At 41.0% G+C, this 22,769-nt stretch carries 20 protein-coding genes and 2 tRNA genes; 5 read left to right on the top strand and 17 right to left on the bottom strand.

The genetic code is table 11. The features are described from left to right. On the top strand, positions 1–498 hold a 498-nt coding region (locus HMPREF0549_RS10055), incomplete at its 5' end, for an EAL domain-containing protein (RefSeq protein ID WP_003716346.1). Positions 499–805: 307 nt separating this feature from the next. Further along, positions 806–1,672 carry an NmrA family NAD(P)-binding protein gene (locus tag HMPREF0549_RS09430; RefSeq protein WP_152378556.1) on the top strand — a complete coding sequence of 289 codons (867 nt, stop codon included), beginning with the start codon at positions 806–808 and terminating at the stop codon, positions 1,670–1,672. Between the two features lie 48 nt (positions 1,673–1,720). On the opposite strand, the gene rbsK is transcribed toward HMPREF0549_RS09430, so the two are convergent. The 3 genes from rbsK to HMPREF0549_RS00810 form a co-directional block, all read right to left on the bottom strand. Further along, positions 1,721–2,641, bottom strand: a complete 921-nt coding sequence (gene rbsK, locus HMPREF0549_RS00820; RefSeq protein WP_003716344.1) for a ribokinase — start codon at positions 2,639–2,641, stop codon at positions 1,721–1,723. A gap of 100 nt (positions 2,642–2,741) precedes the next feature. Beyond that, positions 2,742–3,662, bottom strand: coding sequence for an L-lactate dehydrogenase (locus HMPREF0549_RS00815; protein ID WP_003716343.1), 921 nt, complete (start codon positions 3,660–3,662; stop codon positions 2,742–2,744). Between the two features lie 123 nt (positions 3,663–3,785). Continuing rightward, entirely contained in the window at positions 3,786–4,634 is an 849-nt protein-coding gene (locus HMPREF0549_RS00810) for a DUF3737 family protein (RefSeq protein WP_040530621.1), read from the bottom strand. Between the two features lie 266 nt (positions 4,635–4,900). On the opposite strand from HMPREF0549_RS00810, the gene HMPREF0549_RS00805 reads away from it, so the two are divergent. Together HMPREF0549_RS00805 and HMPREF0549_RS00800 are read left to right on the top strand one after the other, a co-directional pair. After that, positions 4,901–6,061 (top strand): MalY/PatB family protein, encoded by a 1,161-nt coding sequence (locus tag HMPREF0549_RS00805; protein ID WP_003716341.1) that lies wholly within the window; start codon positions 4,901–4,903, stop codon positions 6,059–6,061. Positions 6,062–6,116: 55 nt separating this feature from the next. After that, on the top strand, positions 6,117–7,139 hold the full coding sequence (locus tag HMPREF0549_RS00800) for a cation diffusion facilitator family transporter (protein WP_003716340.1): 1,023 nt from the start codon (positions 6,117–6,119) through the stop codon (positions 7,137–7,139). A 245-nt stretch (positions 7,140–7,384) separates the two neighbouring features. Here the strand turns inward: HMPREF0549_RS00800 and HMPREF0549_RS00795 are convergent, their stop codons facing one another. From HMPREF0549_RS00795 to HMPREF0549_RS00785, 3 genes are all read right to left on the bottom strand, one after another. Next, entirely contained in the window at positions 7,385–7,609 is a 225-nt protein-coding gene (locus tag HMPREF0549_RS00795; protein WP_162256092.1) for an LPXTG cell wall anchor domain-containing protein, read from the bottom strand. Positions 7,610–7,713: 104 nt separating this feature from the next. Continuing rightward, a tRNA-Gln gene (locus HMPREF0549_RS00790) sits at positions 7,714–7,785 on the bottom strand. A gap of 6 nt (positions 7,786–7,791) precedes the next feature. Next, positions 7,792–7,863 (bottom strand) — tRNA-Glu (locus tag HMPREF0549_RS00785). A gap of 178 nt (positions 7,864–8,041) precedes the next feature. Here HMPREF0549_RS00785 and HMPREF0549_RS00780 point away from each other — a divergent pair. Beyond that, complete coding sequence (locus HMPREF0549_RS00780; RefSeq protein ID WP_003716338.1) at positions 8,042–8,599, top strand: PepSY domain-containing protein; 558 nt, start codon at positions 8,042–8,044, stop codon at positions 8,597–8,599. A gap of 269 nt (positions 8,600–8,868) precedes the next feature. Here the strand turns inward: HMPREF0549_RS00780 and tpx are convergent, their stop codons facing one another. The 11 genes from tpx to HMPREF0549_RS09270 all read right to left on the bottom strand — a co-directional run. After that, the gene (tpx, locus tag HMPREF0549_RS00775; protein WP_003716337.1) at positions 8,869–9,363 is read right to left on the bottom strand and encodes a thiol peroxidase; all 495 of its coding nucleotides are present in this window, start codon (positions 9,361–9,363) and stop codon (positions 8,869–8,871) included. Positions 9,364–9,432: 69 nt separating this feature from the next. Continuing rightward, the gene (brnQ, locus tag HMPREF0549_RS00770; protein ID WP_003716336.1) at positions 9,433–10,794 is read right to left on the bottom strand and encodes a branched-chain amino acid transport system II carrier protein; all 1,362 of its coding nucleotides are present in this window, start codon (positions 10,792–10,794) and stop codon (positions 9,433–9,435) included. Positions 10,795–11,162: 368 nt separating this feature from the next. Beyond that, positions 11,163–12,167, bottom strand: coding sequence for a DUF1002 domain-containing protein (locus HMPREF0549_RS00765; protein WP_040530615.1), 1,005 nt, complete (start codon positions 12,165–12,167; stop codon positions 11,163–11,165). Positions 12,168–12,385: 218 nt separating this feature from the next. Continuing rightward, positions 12,386–12,991 (bottom strand): signal peptidase I, encoded by a 606-nt coding sequence (lepB, locus tag HMPREF0549_RS00760; RefSeq protein ID WP_003716334.1) that lies wholly within the window; start codon positions 12,989–12,991, stop codon positions 12,386–12,388. A 75-nt stretch (positions 12,992–13,066) separates the two neighbouring features. Next, entirely contained in the window at positions 13,067–14,605 is a 1,539-nt protein-coding gene (murE, locus tag HMPREF0549_RS00755) for a UDP-N-acetylmuramyl-tripeptide synthetase (RefSeq protein ID WP_003716333.1), read from the bottom strand. After that, complete coding sequence (gene asnB, locus HMPREF0549_RS00750; RefSeq protein WP_003716332.1) at positions 14,606–16,513, bottom strand: asparagine synthase (glutamine-hydrolyzing); 1,908 nt, start codon at positions 16,511–16,513, stop codon at positions 14,606–14,608. 17 nt (positions 16,514–16,530) lie between these two features. Next, positions 16,531–17,772 (bottom strand): carboxylate--amine ligase, encoded by a 1,242-nt coding sequence (locus tag HMPREF0549_RS00745; protein WP_003716331.1) that lies wholly within the window; start codon positions 17,770–17,772, stop codon positions 16,531–16,533. Positions 17,773–17,901: 129 nt separating this feature from the next. Then, entirely contained in the window at positions 17,902–19,800 is a 1,899-nt protein-coding gene (mnmG, locus tag HMPREF0549_RS00740) for a tRNA uridine-5-carboxymethylaminomethyl(34) synthesis enzyme MnmG (RefSeq protein WP_003716330.1), read from the bottom strand. A 10-nt stretch (positions 19,801–19,810) separates the two neighbouring features. Beyond that, positions 19,811–21,199, bottom strand: coding sequence for a tRNA uridine-5-carboxymethylaminomethyl(34) synthesis GTPase MnmE (gene mnmE, locus HMPREF0549_RS00735; protein WP_003716329.1), 1,389 nt, complete (start codon positions 21,197–21,199; stop codon positions 19,811–19,813). Between the two features lie 178 nt (positions 21,200–21,377). Beyond that, positions 21,378–22,160: an RNA-binding cell elongation regulator Jag/EloR gene (jag, locus tag HMPREF0549_RS00730; RefSeq protein ID WP_003716328.1), complete on the bottom strand. Its 783-nt coding sequence runs from the start codon at positions 22,158–22,160 to the stop codon at positions 21,378–21,380. Positions 22,161–22,239: 79 nt separating this feature from the next. Continuing rightward, positions 22,240–22,769, bottom strand: a 530-nt coding sequence (locus HMPREF0549_RS09270; protein ID WP_003716327.1) for a biotin--[acetyl-CoA-carboxylase] ligase, incomplete at its 5' end; no start/stop codon positions are given.

Below are 22,769 nucleotides of genomic sequence, written 5' to 3'. Positions count from 1 at the left end.
CCCGAAATTATTGCCAATATTAAGCTTCTTTCTCTGAATATGACTGTTAGTCAAATATCTGATTTCCGTGCAACTTACTTTTTCAAATGGATCCTCGGGGTAATCAATCACCAGCAATTACTAATTGAAATTGACGCTACCGATCTTTGTCAATCTAATTTTGTTCAACGCCATAAAGTGTTAAAGGTATTAAAGCAAATCGACCATTCTCTTATCAAAATAACGATCGAAAACGTTGATTCTTCTAAGAAAACCTACCGGATTATTAAACCCTATCTTCCATATACTGATTTTCTTAAATTCGATATCCAATCGTTTAAGAAATCGCCTTCCCACTGGATTGACATTACTCTCGCTCATTGGCAGCGATTCGCCAGCAAAGAAGGAACCGTCCCAATAGTAGGTAAAGTCGAAAATGCTGATCACGTTGCTTTAGCCGACCAGCTTAATATCAACCTACGTCAGGGATATGCTTATGGTGAGCCGAAAAGAATTTAAATATTATAGAGGGTGGGAAAAAACGTTAAGTTTTTTCCCACCCTCTATATATACTTATTAATCTCCGAACTTAGAGAGTCTAATCGCGGGAATCCAAATAGGCTCACTTCGTATCGTAACTGAGGGACTTGAGCCTAACGCAGCGGAGTAAGCCTATTCGGCTACGAACGACTCTGATGATTTCATCATCATTCATCATTCTAGGTTAGTCAACCGTCCCTCCGAGAAAGTTAATTCCCAACTTTCTTATTTTATTTGATTTTCGTAACTTTAAAAGTTACAATCGTTTCTAGAAAGGATGATTATCATGAAGTATTTAATTACCGGTGCTACTGGTCATCTCGGTCGTCTTGTTGTCCAAGAACTTAGTAAGCAAGTCCCTATCAACAATATTCGCTTAGGTGTCCACACTCCCGCCAAAGCTACTGGTTTCAAAAAGGCTGGATATGAACTTGCAACAATCGACTATCAGAACACTGCAACAATGAACCAAGCATTTCAGAACATTGATGTTTTAATCTATATCCCTAGTCTTACTTACAAGGTTCAAGCACGAATTAATGAATTTGAAAACACCCTTACGGCGGTAAAAGAATCTGGCGTATCAACGATTATAGACGTTAGTTTCATTGCCGACCAAGCGAACAACCCATTTCAGATGGCCGGTTACTATGCCTACCTTCCAGCCCGCTTAGCTAGTACCGGACTCCATTATGCGGTTATCAAGAATTCTCTCTATGCTGATCCACTAATTCCCTATCTTCCTGAACTCATCAAACGTCAGAATATTATTTACCCAATTGGTGATCAAGCAATGAGCTTTATCAGTCGTCAAGATAGTGCTGAAGCAATTGCAAATGTTGCTGTAAAACCGTATCTCTATAATCATGGACAAAATTACCTTTTAACAATGAAACAAAATTACAATATGGTTGAACTGAGTCAGATTATGACTACCGTAACTGGTAACACAATTGGTTACAACCCAGTATCAATTAGCGAATTTGCCGATATTTACAGGTCTGAAGGCAATGGTGATGAACTAGCTTCCATGTATAAAGCAGCCGCAATGGGATTAATGAATGATGTTACTAATGATTTTCAACATATTACGGGACATGATCCCCAAAATATGAAAGACTTTTTAATAAGTAATTATCAACCGACTCATTAAAAAAACAAAGTCTATGGGACCTCAACTTCCCCTTAGACTTTGTTTTTGTTATCCCAATGCTTTCTCAACTTCCTCAGCAAGCGGAATCGATGGCATTGCGCCCATCCCCTGTACAGCTAAACTGGAAGCTCGTTGGGCGTATGTTATTGCCGACTCAAAATTTCCCAGGTTAGGGCTTAACTGTGAGCTAAGTGCACCGATAAACGTATCACCCGCTGCTGTGGTATCAACTGGATTTACTTTAAATGCCGGAACTAATCCATGGTGACCATCTGCCGTTACGTAAAAAACGCCTTGCTCGCCTAAGGTAATAATTGTGTTTTTTATCCCATGCGCCTTAAAGAACTTTGCATTCTGAAGCATTGATGGTTCATCATTAACCGAAATTCCCGTTAATAAGGAACTTTCAGTTTCATTCGGGATAATAATGTCGGTATACTCCAGCAATTCCGGAAGCAATTCTGTTGCGGGAGCCGGATTAAGAATTGTTATTACATTTTGCTGCCTGGCTAGCTTGAAAGCAGCTAGCGTAACTTCCTGTGGCGTTTCTAGTTGGGCAACGATAAAGTCTGTACCAGCTAATTCCTGCTCTAAATCGTTAAGCTGAGCTACAGACATTGCCTGATTGGCGCCCCCATAAACCATAATATCGTTCTGACCATTTTCATCGACCGTGATTACCGCACTGCCAGTTCCGTTATCCGGATCAACAGCAATCCTACTCGTGTCCACATTATTCTCTGCTAATGTTTTAACCATTTCTTGGCCATCATTATCAGCACCAACCGCACCAACGAATGAAACCTTCGCTCCAGAACGAGCTGCTGCAACAGCCTGATTAGCTCCTTTACCACCCGGTGCATAGCTCTTCTGCTTTACCGCAATTGTTTCTCCCGGTTGCGGAAACCGCGTTACTTGATAGATTGAATCAACGTTAATACTACCGAGGATCATTACCCGATTTACCATTCTCGTCACTTCTTCCCTAATTCTAATTACTCTTATTATACGAAAAAAACTTCTTGAGAATTACCATATTTCCCAAGGAGTTTTTCACTTATCTTAAGCTCTACTTACTTTCATTATACTTTTGCTTAATGAAATTAGCAGAGTTCTGTAATTTTTGTAGTTCTTCTTCGGTCAAGTCCAATTGACTTTGTTCAAGAATTCCTTGACGACCGACAATTGCAGGGTATGAAAGGTAAACGCCATATTCTTCACGGAAATTTGATACGGGTAACTCAGTCCGTGCGTCACTTAAAATAACATTAACTAACCGCACGGCTGCCGTAGCAACCCCGTAGCTGGTATACTTCTTTCCCTTGAATACATACCAGCCACCAAGCTTAGATTCCTTATCTAGTTCCGGTAAATCAATATTCCGTTCTGCCGCAAGCTTAGTAATTGGCTGATCAAGAACACGAACCGTTGACCAAGCAGTAAATTGTGAGTTCCCGTGTTCACCAAGGTTGTATCCACTAACAGAGCGCGGATCGACATTAAACTTATCCGCAACAACCCGCTTCATTCGGGCAGAATCAAGCAATGTTCCTGTTCCGATTACTTGATTCTTTGGCAATCCCGTTAGTTGTTGATATAAGGACGTAATCACATCAACTGGGTTGGAGATTACAACGAGCTTTCCAGAAAAGCCGCTTGCCTTAATCTTGGGAGCAACATCCTTAACCGCATCCCGCGTAAATGGTAATTCGACAAACCGGTCAGCTTGTGGCTGATCTTGAAGCTTGATATTCCCTACTGCTGAAACGATTACTTCAGCATCCTTTAATGCCGAATAATCATTAACCACAATATTGGTGTGGTACGGCAAGTTAGGCATTGCGTCCTTCAAATCAAGAGCATCGGCATTCACCTTATCTTCATTGGAATCAATTAATACCAGGTCATCAGCAAACCCGTTAGCAACAATGTAGTGGGCAACTGTTGAACCAACGTGACCCATTCCAATAACGGCAACTTTTCGTGACATTCGGAAAACTCCCTTCACTTATTAAAATAAGATTAAAATTAACTTATATTAATGATACCATCTTTAATAATTCAGATCATTTAAAAACTGAACCACTTCAACTGCGCTTGCTTTTTCTCCACACTAACCTTGATCATTTTGAATAATTTTAATCTTGCTTTGATCGATCTTCGGATCATCCATAATAATTTCATCGACGTGATCAACTTTAATTTGACCGCTGATCGGATTTTTGATGCTCATAATCGATCCCTTAATTTCTGCATCAATATTGCTACATAATTCAAAGGCAAGATCCGTTCGAAGCGTCCGACAATTCTTCATTGTCAAATGGTCAACATAACATAATCCTTGATCACTCTCAATCGTACAGTTAATGAAGGTAATGTTCTTGGTATTCCAAGCGAGATACTCACCGCTAATCTTCGAATCATAAATGGTAACATTTTCGCAATTCCAAAAGGCATCCTTTGAAACTAGCCGTGAGTTATGAACCTCAACGTTTTTTGCCCCATCAAAAACATAGTTACCCACTAGATCAAGGTGATCAACATAAATGTTCTCACTGTTCATCCCCAGGTAGTCCCCGTTAGCATATACATCATGCATCTTAATATTTTTACAGCTCCACATTGTCTCTTCAGCGTCAGAGAAGTGAACGTTATCGAGGGTAATACCGTCACACCGCCGGAATTCCTTTGGGGCTTGAATGGTGCTGTTAGTAATTTCAATATCATTGGTATACCAAATTCCTGAACGCGACATTTCTTCAAAAATCGTGTCCGTTACCGTAATCTGATCAGAGTACCAGAGTGGATACTTCCAAGTGAACAGAACACCATCTAATGCTAAATTAGCTGTTTCCTTTAGTGGTGATTCACCCTTACCAAATGTAGTATTGATTAATTTGGTGTCGTGAATCCCGTAGAGTGGTCGTTCGCCATCATAATAGTCATCTTTAATTTCTTGCATGTTAGTTATTCCCCTTTGCGCTCCTCTTATTATCAAGATACCCACTAATTAAGAATAATCCTATAATATTAATTAGTACAATTAATATCCTTATTTTAAAGTAACACTAACTAATTAAAAGTAAGAATACCTATCCCTAATTACGTCATATTCGGTTCTTGAATAACTGATTGTCGAAAAGCATTATCTGGGGCGTCAATATAAATTGATGTACAATCAGGTATGAATGAATTTTAGTTTAAGAATAAATAAAGGAATGATTAACTATGAAGTACGATTTTGACACGATTCTTGATCGCCAGCATACCAATTCAGAAAAATGGGATGTTAAACCCGGCGAATTGCCAATGACAACTGCTGATATGGACTTTAAAACGGCTCCTGAAATCATGCAGGCAATGAAGGATAAAATTAATGCCGGTGCTTTCGGCTATGAGTACCCTAGCCAAGAATACTTTGATGCCGTCGCTCACTGGTATAAGATTGAGCACAACGCAGAAGCACAGACTTCCTGGATGCGCTTCGCTACGGGAGTAATTCCTTCAATTACCGCTAGCGTTAACCACTTAAGCCATACCGGTGATAACGTTCTTCTGATGGAACCAGTCTATAATACCTTCTACAACTCAATCCTGAACAGTGGTCGCCACGCCCTAGCAAGCCAATTAAAGTACGATCGTTCTACCTACACCTATTCCGTTGACTGGGATGATCTCGAAGAAAAGATGAGCAACCCGTTAACGACTCTGATGATTCTCTGCAATCCGCACAACCCAACCGGCTATGTTTGGTCTCGTGATGAACTAATGCGGATTATTAAATTAGCACAAAAGTATGGTGTAATTGTTATTAGCGATGAAATTCACGGTGACTTAGTTTTAAAGGGTCCCGATTATACACCAACTTTTTCTCTTCCCGAAGAATACCGCCAAAACCTAGTTACCCTAGTTTCAACAAGTAAAACATTTAACGTTGCTGCCCTTCATGCCGCAACGGGAATTGTTGCCAACCCAATTCTGCGTGAACACTTTACCCGGGCAATTAACAAGTATGAAGTTGCTGAACCGAACCTTCTTGCCATTCCTGGTACCATTGCTGCCTATACTCAAGGTGCCGACTGGCTTCACCAACTCAAGAAATACTTACTGGATAATCGAGAATACTTAGAACAATTTATCAGCGATAATTTACCTCAGCTTCATGTTGTTCCTGGTACAGCTACCTACCTTGTCTGGATTGATGTTAGTGAAGTCACCAAGGATAGCAATGCCCTTGCACAAAAGATCCGTCAAGAAACCGGGTTAATTATTAATCCAGGAACTTACTACCATGGTAACGGTAATGAGTTTATCCGGATCAACATTGCTTACCCGCTTGCCCAAATCAAGGACGGGTTAACCCGGTTAGCTAAAGCAATTAAAAACTAACTTCTTGAATTAGCGTTATGATAGAAGTTAATCGTATTTTAGGGAGTATCTAAGTTTGAGTAAGCTAAAAAAGCATATTAACCGTGAAATGAATCTTTGGGAACATAATCAAGCAAACGAGTTAGCAAAGATTCGTGCATCACAGCGTCACCTGGTCTACAACTTAATTGCCTACGTTTCAATTTCAATTATTGAATATTGGCTAGCCGAAATTAGTAAGTCGCAAACTTTACGGGCCGATGCATTTAATAACTTGTCTGGAATTATCTCAACATTTCTCTTGATGATGGGACTCCATATTGCGCAAGACATTGACGATGATGATATTGCTGGTGTGGAAATGCCGGACGAAAATGAAAATATCCTTGGCGGCGATCAACGGATGCAGTTTATTCGGTGGCGATATGAAACCGTCTTTTCCTTAGTGACCGCTGTTATCATGGTCGTGATTGCATTTGACGTTATTCTTGACGGAATCAAGGCACTGCTAAATCCCGCTAGCCGAGTGGTTCCCCAACCAGTCGCCATTATCGGTGCTGGAATTGCATCAGTAATTATGCTTATTGTTTGGTACATGAACCGCAAAGCAGGCCAACAACTACAAAACGCTGCCCTTCTAGCTTCGGCTCAGGATAGCCTTGCCGATGCCTTTACTAGTATTGGAACCATGGTTGCGATCGCTGGGGCACTCCTCTTTGACCTGGCATGGCTTGATGGGGTTACCAGTATCATCGTTGGTTTCTTTATCCTCTATTCTGGATTAAAAATCTTCTTCCAGACTAGCCTAAACCTGGTCGATTACTTTGATCCAAAAGCCGAGCGGGAATATAAGCAGGCAATTTTGAAGGTCAAAAAGGTGAAAAACGTCGCCGAACTTAAAGCTCACTATAACGGAAATGTTGTTTCCCTCGATGCTACTGTTTTGGTTGATGCTAAAATGACTATTTTGGAAAGTTATCAGCTTTCTGAAAAGATTGAACGGACCCTGCGGAAGAAATTTGGAATCGTTGATACTGATATTTCCTTCATCCCAGATCCCGGAACTTTTTCTGATAAGGACGTTAAAGGACACTTTTAATTTATGATGTTTCATATGAAACAAAAGGGAAGCTGGGAATCAAGCTTCTTAAGAGTCCGTATGGCTAGTCGAGAACGGAGGTTGGTTCGATTAGAACTGTTCTCCGTTCGTAACTAGACACTAGGACTCTGCTTGATTCGCGCGATTAGACTCAGTAAATTTAAAAATTATCGTAATAGTTAGAGGAGGAGAAAAAACTAAACGTTTTTTCTCCTCCTCTTCATTTTTTCTCACCTATAATTTTTTTAGAAACTATCTCGTTTCCCTTTGAATCCTAGCAAGCTAAACAATGCTCCAAGGACAGCAAGACCAATCAAACCTGCATGACGTTGATTACCAGTCTGTGGTAATTGACTTTGCGTTGTTGAATTGTTAGTTAGCGCTACCTTATCCTGACTCTGTGTTGGCCAGCTTGTCTTATTAACTAATGATTGACTATTATCCCTCCTAATAATAACCAATGTACACATCCAAGTTGATTCTAACATAATTAATATAATTATTATCTAACTTCGTCTTTAAACCAAAAAAGACACCTGCTAAATCATAACGACTTAACAGGTGTCTTGCTGTATTGGGCTAGCTGGATTCGAACCAGCGCATGACGGTACCAAAAACCGTTGCCTTACCGCTTGGCTATAGCCCAATAAAGTGACCCGTGCGGGATTTGAACCCACGATACCAGCGTGAAAGGCTGGTGTCTTAACCACTTGACTAACGGGTCATACTATAACACAGCACAAATAATAATATCAAGTCTTTCTCTAAATTACAAGCATCTTTTTAAATTTATTTGCTTTTTGACTAACTTATGAAATAAGCAAGAATTATCACACAATAATCTTCATTTTTATGAGGTATGCTTAGGTTAATAGAAAGTTGCATTTAACTAGGAGGTTATTATGAAAAAACAATCATTCAAGAAGCAACTCAATCATTTGTTAGCAGTTACTGTCTTAACCACCAGTTCTCTAAGTGGCATCACTCTGGCTACAAGTCCAGCCGTCTCTGCCGCTACCGTTTCAACCAGTAAAATTAAACTTAACGAAAAGGACGCTGTAAAAAAGTTCCACAAGCAGTTTAAGAACGTTAAGATTGATGAAATTCAATTAGAAACTAAGGGAAACAAGTTCGTTTACGAAATTTCTGGTGCGGATAATCAAAAAGAATATTCAGCTGATATTGACGCAAAGTCTGGTAAGGTTACCAATACCAAGTCAGAGGCGTTAGAAAACGGTGAGCAAAAGACTAACCTTGATTTAGATAAGGCCATTAGTCGGAAGCAAGCCAACAAGATTGCTGAAAAGGCCGCTAAAAAAGGACAGGGGCAATCCTGGACTCTTGAAAACGACAATGGCACCCCAGTATGGGACGTTGAAGTCGTAAACGGTCAGAAGTCAACTGAAGTTAAGGTTAACGCCCAAAACAAGAAAGTAATTAGCGTCGAAGCTGATGACTAAAAATTTGCTTAAAGGATGAAGAAGCTGGGAATTAACCCATTTAAGAGCCTGGTGGGCTAACCTAGAACGATGAATGATGATGAAATTATCAGAGTCGTTCGTAGCCGAATAGGCTTGCTTCGCTGCGTTAGACTCGAAGGCTCGGGTTACGAAACGAAGTGAGCCTATATGGATTCCCGCAATTAGACTCAGTAAATTTGAAAATTACTGGTAATAGTAAGAACCTGGGAAAAACATTTTGTTTTTTCCCAGGCTCTTTTGCGTATTTTTTACAATAACTTCCTCAATTCAGTTAATGCTTGATCATAGTCGGGTTCATCAGTCAATTCTTTGACGATTTGACGGTATGCTACTTTGCCGTCCTTATCCAGGATCCAAACAGAACGAGCTAGGACGCCTTCATCTGGAATTAGCAGCTTGGATTCATAACCAAAGGATTCCTCCCTGTCAGATACCAACTGCATATTTTGAACTCCTTCAGCCGCACACCACTTTTGTTGTTCTTCAATGGTGTTAGTCGAGATCGTTAAAAAGTTAACGTCCGGGAATTGATCCATCGTTGAATTGAACTTCTTTGTCTGAATACTACATACCGGAGTATCGATGTTAGGAACAACACTTAATAGTGTTACCTTCCCGAGTAATTGCCGAGTCTTGATCTTGTCGTGATTCTTATCAAAAACCTTAAAGTGTGGAAACTCATCGCCAACTTCTGGCGGATTACCAACTAGTTGTCGCGGTTTACCATTAATTGTGATTTCCATTGTTTATCTACTCCTTACTTCTTTTAGTTGAACCTAGTATAACTAAATTCGGCTAAAGATTCATTTATTTTAGCTCTCTAATTTCCCCTGTTGCTTCCGGACCAAACGAATTCCAATCCCAATGATAAATCCAGCAACAGCAAACGGGATCCACGAAAAGCCCAGTGAAAATAACGGAAAATACTGGTGAGCAAATGAAATCATTGCTTGAGCGAATGATGTTTTTTGCAATCCCACTGGTAAATTATTTACCAAATCAAAAACAGCTGGAATAAAAGTTAACCCTGTTGTAACTCGGTAAACAATCGGATCAGTCTTAAATAGCGGTGATGTTATTCCCAAAATCGTTAACGTAATTGCCAAAGGATAGAGGAATACCAATACCGGAGCAGACCAGGCAATAATCTTATCTAGTCCTAAATTAGCTACTAGAAACGAGAAAAGACAATTAAACAGCAAGAACTTCTTGTATGAAACTCGCGGAAATAACCGGTGAAGGTCCTCTGAAAAGGCAGCGACGAGTCCCATTGCCGTTGTTAGACACGTTACGGAGGTCAAGGTCGCCAATAGCGCATCCCCCACAAAGCCCATATAATAATGAGCAATCTGCGCAAGCGTCGTACCCCCATTATCCGCAACCTTAAACTGGTGAAGACTAGTTGCCCCCAGCCAAATTAGACAAATATAAATTACGGCAATTCCCATAATTCCAATTGTCCCGCTCTTGGCCGTGGTCCATGAAATCTTCTTCGTATCTTCAATCCCTAGCTCCTTAATTGCACTAATTATTGCAACCCCAAATGCAAGGCATCCCAAAATATCCATTGTATTATATCCCTGGAGAAAGCCACTTGAGAATGCATGAATCGAATATTCTGCAGTAACTGGTGTCGTTTGGGTTCTTCCCATCGGACTGATAAAGGCAAGGAAGAAAATAATAAACAAAAGAACCAAGAAAACCGGATTAAGAATTTTCCCAATCAAATCCGTAATTTTGGCCTCAGTAACGGTCAAGCCAAAAACGATTACGAAAAAGATCCCCGTATAAATCAATAACCCAACCACATTACCACTTGCAGAAATGTGGGGAGCAAAACCAATTGTATACGGAACAGTAGCAGTCCGGGGCATCGCAAATAGCGGCCCTAGAGTCGCCTGAACCAGAATGAGAAAGATTAATGCATAGTAGTGCCCATTAGGTCGTGCCAGGTCATAGATATCGTTAGAGCGGGTAATACTAATTGCTAGTAATGCCATTAATGGTAACAGGACACCTGAAATTAGGAAGCCACTACTCGCACCTAACCAATGAGCACCCGCTAATTGACCTAAATGGACTGGAAATATTAAGTTTCCCGCACCAAATAAAACGCCAAAAATTAGGGATGCAATTACAATTATTTGTCGCCCCGTGATCTTCGTTTCCGTCATTTTTTATTTCCCCCAAAATGAATCACTCTTACTCTTAATCGTTAACGATTGAAAAAAGCGTCCTTTAAGCATTACTGCTTAAAGGACGCCAGAGCGTGTTACCACCTTTTATTTACAATTATTATCACTAATAATGTCTCATTCCGTACATAAATACGCTGACGCTGTAACGGGCGCTCCCGGTCAAGACTTCATTTCGTCGCCCTGACCACTCATAGGCTACCTTCGCCTAAAACCAGTCATCCCTGCTTGCACTCATTCAGGGTCGCTAATTTTGACCAGTAAAAGGTTACTCTCCTACTCACTGTGTTTTTAACCGTTAACTATCGGTTATTAATATACAGAAGCCGTTCCTGTTCGTCAATCCTTTAGTTGAAAAATCCTTGGATCCAGTTTACAAAGCGATCCCACCAAGACTGGGCCTGTTGCTGGGCAGCTTTACCATCCTTTGAATTCAAGAACTGCTTTGCCTTATTCATCATATTGCCCGTGGAATTCTTAACATTATTGATCGTGTCAGTAACGTGAGAACTATAATCCTTACTTGAACTGATTGGCGCATTATTGAACTGAACCAATGCATTAATAATCGTGGTTGTGTGATTCTTGGTTTCGTTATAAATATTTTGCTTCTTTAGGTTTTGGTTTAGGATATTTTCAATTTGAACCTGGGTTGGTTGTTCTCCTTGCCGTTTTTGCTTATTAATCTGCTTAGTTGTGTCACCAACTGCAGCCATTAGCTTTCCTGGATAACTACTATCGTTCTTGTTGGCATCAATTGCATCATTAGTGGCACTTAGCATTTGGTTGGCTGATTGGGTATTTTGATTATTTAAGTTAATTCCATCCTCACTCAGCGCCTTGTATACCCCTGTAAGCGCCGACTCTCCAGATACTGGCCGGTTAGCAGAGACCGTAATTGTCACATCCGTTACCCCGGCCATTTGCGCTACCATCGCGTACTGCTGGGCCGTCACCTTGGTAATATTGCTCTGACCATTAAATTTCTTAACGTTCACTTTTACCCCAGAGCCAGGATCGGTCGGCACTATTGATACTGAACTGACCATCGCTGCGTTAGTTGTCGAATCATTAGCGTTAATATACTTTTGGTAATCACTGGCAGTAGCCGTAAGTGTTGTGAAATCATTGTTAACGCCCAGAATATTACTCAGCTCATCCTTATCTGCAGCTCCTGCACCATAGACAACGTATGACTTATTTAATGTATGCGTTTGGGTGGAAGAAGCAGAACTAGTACTTGTTGCTACTTGATCGTCCGCATGAACGATAACCTGAGAAACAGGGGTAGCTGCTAGGGCCATCATTAACGTTGATGTTAATAAAATTGTTGATAATTTCTTTGAACGCATTGTTATTCTCCTATTAGACGAAGCTAAGAATTAACTCGTCCTCTTTAATATTTCATAGACAGTAGCTGGGACGACAAACTAGACAAGCTAGTTTTCCCCATTTTCTTACTTCAATTAGGATAAAAAAACTGTCCTAAAAATACTAGTCTTTAGCCAGAATCTTTAGAACAGTTTATGAATTTTTACTTTTTCTAATTTAACTAGGTTGGTATTATGCCTTAATTTGCCCAGTAATGCTTCCACTCCTGATTAACGTTATAACGAGTAGTGGCAGTTCCAGTCCAAGAAGGCACTTTAACAACACCATCAATCTTGCTCTTTGGTACGAATCCCCAGTAACGACCATCATTAGAAACGCTTCGGTGATCACCAAGAACAAAATATTGACCCTTTGGTACCTTGGTTGCACCACTATTTCGTAACCAGTTATTCTGAACCGAGATACTCTTTAGTGTCCAATTTCCGGTCCCAGAAGTCCGTTGAGTATTGTTAATGTAACTCTGGCTAACCTTTCGTCCGTTAACATAAATATTACCATTTGCGGAACGAACAGTATCACCAGGAACACCAATTACCCGCTTAACATAGTCTGTCTTGGTAGCCACTTGCGGATCTACTCCGTTGGCATCGAAAACAATGACACTTCCCCGATGGATTTTCGCGGTTTTTAAGCAGAAGACCCGTTCATTGTTTTGTAAGTTAGGCAGCATTGATGGTCCATCAACCCGCACAATTTGGAATAAGAATTGTTTGATCAACAAGGCAATTAATAACCCAATTACGATTGGAATTACCCAGCTCATCGTTTGCCGAAATACTTTCATTACCTACTATCCCTCGATTTCAAAATCATTATCAAGCTAAGAAAAGTTTACCATAAATGTAATTATCATACTCAACTATTTATCATACTCTTTCATTAGCTTTTGTGACAATTGGTAATCGCCAACATAAGGAATATCCCGACCCTTTTCGTGCATGAATTGTTCCCGGCCTTTAGCAGCCATGAACATTGCATCGCCAGGCTTTGCCATTTCAAATGCCTGCTTAATTGCAGCTACCCGATCAACATTGATAATTACCTTAACGTTTGGATTAGTAATATGCTCCTTGATTGTTTCATCAATGTGGTGCGGATCTTCAAAGAAGTTATCTTCACTCGTTAAAATTGCAACATCGGCATATTCAGAAAGCGCCCGACCAACATCTTTCCGGCGTGATTCTGCCTTACCACCAGCAGCACCGATCACAACGATCAACCGGCCATCAGGATACTCATGCTTCATAAACTTAAAGCTTTCGGACAAGCTCAAGTAATTATGAGCGTAATCAACGCAAGCAACCATTCCGGCATTATTCTTCAAAAATTCCATCCGACCTGGGACCTTAGTTTCCTTCAATCCCTGAGCAAAATCACTAGTATCATCCTTAAGTTGCGCACTCACCGTAATTGCGGCTAACGCATTACTGTAGTTAAAGTGTCCCGGAATCATGACACGGAATTCACCAGTAACTTCAGGCAAATTATCATTATGCGTTGATACGTCAAAATAACCATGATCCTTGCCATGGTAACGATAGTCCGCATCACTTTCATCACTACCGAACGTAATCAACTTTTTCCCTAATTCGTGGGCTTTTTGAGCTAGCAACTCGTAATAGTCCATATACCGATTCAAAATCACGGTATCACTATTCACGATAATCTGACTCTTGCACCACAAATAATCGTCAAAGGTTGGATGTTCTACAAGACTAATGTGGTCTGGAGAAATATTCAAGAAAACCCCGATATTAAAGTGCAGGCCATAAACTCGGGACTTCTTATATGCTTGGCTAGAAACTTCCATTGCCAAGTACTTCATCCCGTTATCAACGGCTTCTTTCATCATCCGAAAAAGATCCAATGACTCTGGCGTGGTCAGGTGAGCTTCAATAAAGTTTTTACCATCCACACATTCATCAATAGATGAGAATTGCCCTACTACCGGACCAAACTCATGAGCCAGAATATGACGGGTAAAGTAAACCGAAGTGGTCTTCCCCTTAGTTCCCGTAAAACCGATTAATTCAAGTTTTTCATCGGGACAGCCATAGAAATGACGAGCAATTACTGCCATTGCCTTTTGAACATCGGTAACAATAATCTGTGGCGTTGATTGCGCTTCTTGATCTAACTTGTCTGTATAAACAAGTTCAGAGATCGCTGCGGTTGCCCCTTCCTTAATGGCACTTGCCAAATATTCAGGATTAAACTTTAACCCCTTGCAGAAAAACAGGGTACCATCACTGACTTTCCGTGAGTCATAGGACAGGTCGGTAACTTCAGCGCGAGCTGCTTTTTCTGGCACAGTATAATACCAGTCACCGTCAATAATGATTTCCTTATAGAGACCATTTTCTTTTAGTAAATCAGTGATTTCCTTTAGTGTGAGCATTTATTCAGCCACCTCGTCTAGTTTCTTAACTTCTTCAGGAATAAAGTCGTCGATAAAGTATTGCTTGTACCATACTAAGAAGGTGTAAATAGTCCAGATCTTCCGTCGGCCATCAATCTTGTCGTTAAAGTTATCATCAAGCAACTTCAAAATCTTATCTTGATCAAAGAATTCCTTAACAAAGTCTTGTTCAAAGAGTTCACGAACTTCTTCGTAGTACTTCTTTTCTCGTAACCATGCCCGAACCGGAACCGGGAAGCCCATCTTTGGCCGAGTTGCCCATTCTTCTGGAAGGTGACGGTTAGCGGCCATCCGGAAGGCCCACTTGGTTCCGTGACGGTTGAAGAGGTACTTGGTTGGTGTATGACCAGCAACCCGCATTACTTCGCGATCCAATAATGGTACCCGGAGTTCTAGTGAGTTAGCCATACTCATCTTATCCGCCTTCAAGCAAATATCGCCAGGCATGAACTTGTGAATATCAAGGTATTGTTTCTTGGCAACTTCATCAATATCCTTATCTTCAACGTTCTTTAGAATTGGATCGATGATGTCATCAATCGTTGGGCCACAATTATACTTTTCTTGAAGAACATCAGCTGCTTCTTCTGGTGAGAAGATGTAGGCCTGACCAATAAACTTGGATTCACGAACTGGTGCTAATGCCCGGAACATGTGTAATTGACCGTGGAAGTGCTTGCCATCAAGCCACTTAGCAATCTTGTACCGTTTTGCTTGTGGTAATTCACGAAGCTTGTCAGTAAACCACCGGATCAGCATTGAATTAGAGTTAAATCCGTAGTCGATGTAACCCGCGAATAATTCATCAGCCCCTTCACCAGAAAGCATTGCCTTGTAACCATTTTCCTTGGCAAGACGAGTTAAGAAGTACAACGGAATAACTGATGGGTTTGAATCAGGTTCATCCAGGTAGTATTGGATCAATGGGAATGTATGGAAAGCCTCTTCATTCGTCAGCTTAGCATCGGTATTCTTTAGGTTAAGCTTAGCAGCTAATTCCCGCGCCTGCTTAGTTTCATCGTAGGTACTATCAAACCCAATTGAGAATGTATTATCTGGCCGCATCATTGCAGTCACGTAACTAGAATCGACCCCTGCTGAAAGGAATGAACCAACCTTGATCCCCTTATCAGCAAATGAGTGGGCCTTAACTGAATCCGTTACGATGTCTTCAATGTTATCAACCGCCTTATCGAAGCCTTCATCTTTAGGATCAAAATCAGCATCCCAGTATTCCTTCATATTGAATTGACCATCTTTATAGTGGAAGCAGTGTCCTTCTGGCAACTTGTAAATTCCCTTGAAGAATGTTTCCTGAGTCGCTGAATACTGGAACGTCATGTAAGGCTTCAAGGCGTTCTTATTCAGCTCCTTGTCAAAATGCGGGTGATCAATAAATGCCTTAATTTCAGAACCAACAAAGAAAGTCCCGTTCATTTTCCCGTAATAGAGTGGCTTAATCCCAAAGTGATCCCGGGCACCAAACATATCCTTGTTTTTAAAGTCCCAAATTACGAAGGCAAACATTCCCCGAAGCCGTTTCAGGACATCGTCACCCCATTGTTCGTAACCGTGAAGGATTACTTCAGTATCGGCATGGGTCTTAAAGGTATGACCTAAGTCGATTAATTCTTCCCGTAATTCCTTAAAGTTATAAATTTCACCGTTAAATTCAATGGCCATACTATTATCTTCGTTAAAGATTGGTTGATTACCGCTCTTAACGTCAATAAAACTTAACCGCCGAAACCCAAGGGCAACATTTTCATCTACGTATTGGCCCTCTGAGTCGGGTCCCCGGTGAATAATCCGGTTCTTCATTTTACGAATTAGGCTATCTTTAACCTTTGGATCTTCGTTATCAACGAAGGCTACAATTCCACACATCTTGAATTCTCCTTTTCTTAACGTTGTACAAAGTACTTTTGGTAGTTCTTATTAATCAACCAGAATGAGTAATGCATTAATAGCCGTTGCTTGAAGCTATCGTTCTTATCAAAGGCAGTCGTTCCCCACTGCCCTGCTTCCAAGAGCTTCTTGGCCTTTTCCTTATATTTATTTTCTTTAGCATACTTGTAGAAAACCTTCTTTGGCGCATTAAGCCAGAGCATGTTTCCCTCAGCATAATCAGTTTCTTTAAATGGCTTGTGATCAATCACATCATCAACCACGTACTTAGCTAAGTTATAGCCATTAAGGGTACAGTAGAAACTACTCCGCCCCTGACGAAGGTTAATTTCAAAAATCTTGAACTGCTTATCACGCCAGTCATACTTCATATCAAAGTCCGCAAAACCAACGTACTTTACTTCTTCCAAGAACTTTTGAATTGTCTTGTAAATTGCCATATCCTTTTCTGGCAAGATCACCATGTAATTGCCGACCGCTACTGGTGACGGATCTTCTAGCAATGGATGAGCTAGACTAATCATCCGCACATTGTGGTCAGAATCCACGTAGGCGTTAACAGTCCGCATATTGGAGTCATCACCCGGAATAAAGTCCTGGGCAATCATTTTCCCGGTATAACCAGCCTTGTAGATCTTTGGCATTAAATCATCAAATTGTTCACGCTTATCTAAAACATAAGCTTTCTTCCGTCCTTCAAAGTGAATATTAAGCCATTCAACACTATCAGAAGGCTTTAACGCAATCGGAAAATCAAATGGCAATTCAATTGGTTCACCAGATTCAACTTCTTCTTTAGTGATAATCTTTGTCTTTGGGTAAGGAAGACCATATTTTTCCGCTGCTTCGTAGAACGTTTCTTTCGTTCCCAGCTTATTAAAGAGATCTGCATCCACGTATGGACAAATGAAGTGTTCTTTTAATTCATCCAAGTGGTTAGCGATCAATTCTGTATAACCATCCCCACAAGAAAGCAGTAAGTACTTCTTCTTTGGATCAAGGTTCGCAGCAATCTTACGCATTGTTTCAATAAAAACTGGATCCTCATTGAATCCTTCAACAACATGGACATCGACCAGCTTAGTATAACGAGTTGGTGCCATGTGCATTACTCCATAGGCAATACTCTTAATACCATATTCTTGATAAAAAGACCGTGCCATTCCGTAACAATTAAAGTCTGTCCCTAACAGGATTGGTTGAAAATCCTCGCGGGGTTGACTAATCTTTTCACTCATCTCTACTTGCCTCGTTTGCTTTTTAAATCAATCTTCAGTATAGCGATTCTCAAAATGTTTGTAAATAGAATAAAATGAGGCGTAAATCAAACTTAACTTCAAACTACGCCTCATTTTAAATTACCGAATTTACTTTCGAATGTAGACACTCAAAATTGCTAAGTCAGCAGGATTTACCCCACTAATCCGAGAAGCTTGTGCAAGGGTTTCAGGACGGATTTTTTCAAGCTTTTGTCGACCTTCTGTTGCCAAGCCATCAACCTTTTCGTAATCAATGTTAGCTGGGATCCTCTTTGCTTCCATCCGCTTTAATCGAGCAACCTTTTCTTCTTCCTTCTTAATGTAACCTGCATACTTTAATTGAATTTCTACCTGTTCAATTACTTGACGATCCAACTCTTCAGCCGGTGCCGGAATGAATTTCATTAGCGTCTCATAATTAACGTATGGACGCTTAATGAAGTCAGCTGCGGTGATTGCATCCTTCAAGCGATTATCACCATGGGCCTCGATGAATTGGTTAACTTCATCGTTGTTTGGCTTAAGCTTTTCACTCTTTAAGCGGGCAATTTCGTCTTGAACTTGCTTTTCCTTCTTTTCCATCTTGGCATAACGTTCATCGCTGACAAGGCCAATTTCATGCCCCTTCCCCATTAAACGGAAGTCAGCATTGTCATGGCGAAGGATTAACCGGTATTCAGCCCGGCTAGTTAATAGACGGTATGGTTCCTTAGTTCCCTTCGTTACTAAGTCATCAATCATTACCCCAATATAAGCATCTGACCGCTTAAGAACAAACGGCTTTTTTCCAAGGGCCCGCAATCCTGCGTTAATTCCTGCAATCAATCCTTGACCAGCGGCCTCTTCATAACCTGAAGTTCCGTTAGTTTGGCCAGCAGTATAAAGATTTTTTACTAATTTAGTTTCAAGTGTTGGGTGAAGTTGGTATGGTGCAACCACATCATATTCAATCGCGTATCCGGGGCGCATCAATTGGGCATCTTCTAGTCCCTTAACAGAATGTAAAATCTTTTGTTGGATTTCTTCAGGCATTGAAGTGGATAACCCATCGACATACCATTCGTCAGTGTCTCGCCCTTCAGGTTCCAAGAAGATTTGGTGACGACTCTTATCCGCAAACCGGACAACCTTATCTTCGATTGATGGGCAGTAACGTGGGCCAACTCCCTTAATTACCCCGGAGAACATTGGGGCTCGATCAAGGTTATCCCGAATTAGTTCATGGGTTCCCGGATTAGTATAGGTTAACCAACATGAAATTTGTTCACTTAATGGTAAGTAATGATCATCAGGGGTATCAAAACTAAAGTGGTGGACTTCCTTGTCACCAGGTTGTTCTTCAGTTTCGTTATAGTGAATTGTATTCCCATTAATTCGTGGTGGGGTTCCGGTCTTAAACCGTTCAAGATCAAAGCCAAGTTCTTCAAGGTTCTCCGAAAGTTTTACAGCAGACTTGGAGTTATTTGGACCTGACTCATACTGGAGTTCACCAATAATAATCTTTCCCCGAGCAGCAGTTCCGACAGTCAAAACAACTGTTTTTGCATGGTAACGGGCACCAGTATTTGTAATGACCCCCTTGCAAACACCATCTTCAACAATTAGTTGGTCGACAGTTGCCTGACGAAGATCCAAGTTTGGTTGCTTTTCAATTGTTTCCTTCATTGAACGGTGGTACGCATGTTTATCGGCTTGAGCACGCAATGCCCGGACGGCAGGGCCCTTCCCGGTATTGAGCATCCGCATTTGAACATAAGTCTTATCAATATTGTGCCCCATCTCACCACCAAGGGCGTCAATTTCACGAACCACAATTCCTTTAGCAGGGCCACCAACAGACGGGTTACATGGCATGAAAGCAACCATATCGAGGTTAATGGTTACTAACAAGGTCTTGTTTCCCATACGGGCAGCAGCAAGTGCCGCCTCGCTTCCTGCATGACCAGCACCAACGACAATTACATCATAATTATCGCTATCGTATTGTACTGCTTCACTTGTTTGCATTTTCTTCCTCCTATTTTCCTAGACAGAATTGACTAAAGAGTTGATCTAACAATTCGTCTTGATAACTATCACCGGTAATTTCACCTAAGAGATCCCAACAACGGGTCATATCAATTTGCACGAGGTCAACTGGCATCCCCGCAGCAATTCCCTTAAGGACATCACCTAAAGCATCATCTGCTTGGTGGAGCAGCCCAATATGACGCGCATTCGTTACCATTACGCTATTCTGGTTATTTTCAATTCCTTCTTCAAAGAACATCTTACTAATGGTTTCACCAAGCTGATTCATCCCCTCATTCTTTACGATTGAAGTTTCGATCAACTTGTCGTCTCCCACTAGTTTCTTTAATTCATCCCGATCGACCTTATTTGGTAAATCAGTCTTGTTTAAAATCACGATTCGTTGTTTATCCTTAGTTGCTTCAAGGAGTTCACGATCTTCGGCAGTTAATTCTTCTGAATTATCAATTAACAATAAGATAAGGTCAGCAGCATCCAAGGCCTTCCGACTCCGTTCAACCCCAATTTTTTCAACCTGATCTTTTGTATCGTGAATTCCCGCAGTATCGATCAACTTCAGTGGTACCCCATTAACGTTAACGTACTCTTCAATCACGTCCCGGGTTGTCCCAGCCACGTTAGTAACGATCGCTTTATCTTCATGTAATAAGGAATTAAGCAAACTGGATTTTCCGACGTTTGGCCGACCAATAATGGCAGTTGCTAAGCCTTCCCGGAGGACTTTCCCCTGCTTTGCGGTCTTTAATAGCGCTTCAATCCGTTGGCGAATTTCAGTAGCCTTTTCCTTAAGCATCTTGGTCGTCATTTCTTCAACCGCATCATATTCTGGATAATCAATATTAACCTCTACTTGGGCCAAGACATCCAAGATATCCTTCCGAAGCTTACGGATCAAGTGGGATAAGTTCCCGTCAAGCTGGTTTAAGGCGACCTTCATAGACTTATCTGTCTTTGCCCGGATTAAGTCCATTACAGCTTCAGATTGAGATAGGTCAAGACGCCCATTTAAGAAGGCCCGTTTGGTAAATTCACCTGGTTCTGCCATTCGGGCACCATAGCTTAGTACCAGTTGAAGGATCCGGTTAGTTGCGAGTAGTCCACCATGACAGTTGATTTCCACAACATCTTCACACGTATAAGTATGTGGTGCACGCATTACCGAAACCATCACTTCATCAACTTCTTCATTATTATCAGGGTCAATCACATGACCATAGTTGATCGTGTTTGTGTGAACTTTGGCGAGATCTTTTCCCCGATAAATTTTTTGTGCTACTGGAATTGCGTCATCCCCACTGATCCGGATGATCGAAATTCCCCCTTCACCAACTGGGGTCGAAATCGCTGCAATTGTATCATTATCAGTGTTTGCCACCGTCCAGACTCCTTTCTAATAAAAAAAGCGCCCTCCACGTCATCCGCCAATCGCTTGGTAATCACATGGTCAAAGCACTTTCACTACTTTAACAAGTATTCTAAATTTTATAACCGCAATTATTTTAGTTTCATCATCCTAAAATGTCAACTATTAAACCCGGTTGTTCTTATGAGCCCTAATTTTTAGGTGCAATCACAACACTCCGGTATGGCTCACGACCATGGGAATAGGTTTTAACGTGAGGATTATCCTGGAGTTCCTGGTGGAGTTGTTTCCGTTCACGAGCTGGCATTGGGTCAAGGAAAACAGCTTGTCCAGTAGAAACGACATCCATTACAGACCGTTCTGCTAATTGCCGTAAGGATTCTTCACGACGTTGACGGTAGTTTGCCGTATCTAAGACTACCATCGTCTTTTCTGCACCGTGGTAATTCATAAAGGCATTGCTGATTTGCTCCATCGCATTAATTCGCCGCCCATGATGACCGATAATCCGCCCAGACTGCTCACTTTGTAAGTCAATCTTTACCTCATGAGAACGAACATCCTCAATAACTGGATTAACTTCAATCCCCAAGTTTTTAAACACGTCTTTCAGGTACTCAGCAAGATCCTGGCTTACTTTCTTTACCCGTTTAACATTTTGTTCGTGACGTCGCTTCATCTCAGCTGGGTCAATCTCGTTTTCCTTCACCGGTTCATGACGAGGTTTTGGATCCCGTTGACGCTTACTTTGCCATTTTTTGTTATGGGATTTCTGACTTTGTTCATGCTTCTTTGCCTTTTGGGGAGCTTCTTTAACTGACACTTCAATTATTGCGTCCCGGCGGCCGATTCCAAAGAACCCATGACGTGCTGACTGAACAATTGTAATTTTTAATTGTTCTTTTGCTACCCCAAGTTTCTTACTAGCAGAGGCAACTGCTTGTTCAACAGTTTCTCCTGTATAACGTCCCATTAATTTTCATCTCCATCCTAATTACTTAACTAGGCTATTTTACAACGGAACCATGGTTTACGCCAAACGAGTTCTTTACTTAGTCACAGTAGACTTTTGTAACCTCACCACTAGTAAGCGCCATTTTCTTACCATGTTTATCTTCAATCACCAGTCTTGCCTGACTATCAATGCCACACACCCGGCCAACGATTTCAGTTTTTTCCCGCATCACTTTAACCATTTGTTGGTCAAGGTAATTATGCTGACGATATTGAGCTAAGAACTTGCCGGATTGGTAATTTGCATTTACCTCAATTAGCTGCTTTACAATCTCTGCAGTCAGCTTATTCCTGTCTACCCCTCGATCCGTAATCGTCTCTGCAATATTTTTTAACGAAGAAGGAAATTGTTTTACGTTAATATTAAGACCGATCCCGGTAACGTAACAATAAGAATGTTCCTGCATTTGATATACCGATTCGCAAAGGATCCCCCCAATTTTCCTTCCAAAAAGATAGATATCATTTACCCACTTTAATTGAAACGGAAGGGCTGGGTAAAATTCTTGGAGTGCATTTAGGACGGCCACACCAACACCGGTAGTAAATAAGCCACTCTGTTGAATTT

This window comes from Limosilactobacillus vaginalis DSM 5837 = ATCC 49540 (assembly GCF_000159435.1).
GTDB classification, from domain to species: domain Bacteria; phylum Bacillota; class Bacilli; order Lactobacillales; family Lactobacillaceae; genus Limosilactobacillus; species Limosilactobacillus vaginalis.
Note: the sequence above shows the minus strand (reverse complement) of the source record. Positions and strands in the feature narration are given on the sequence as shown.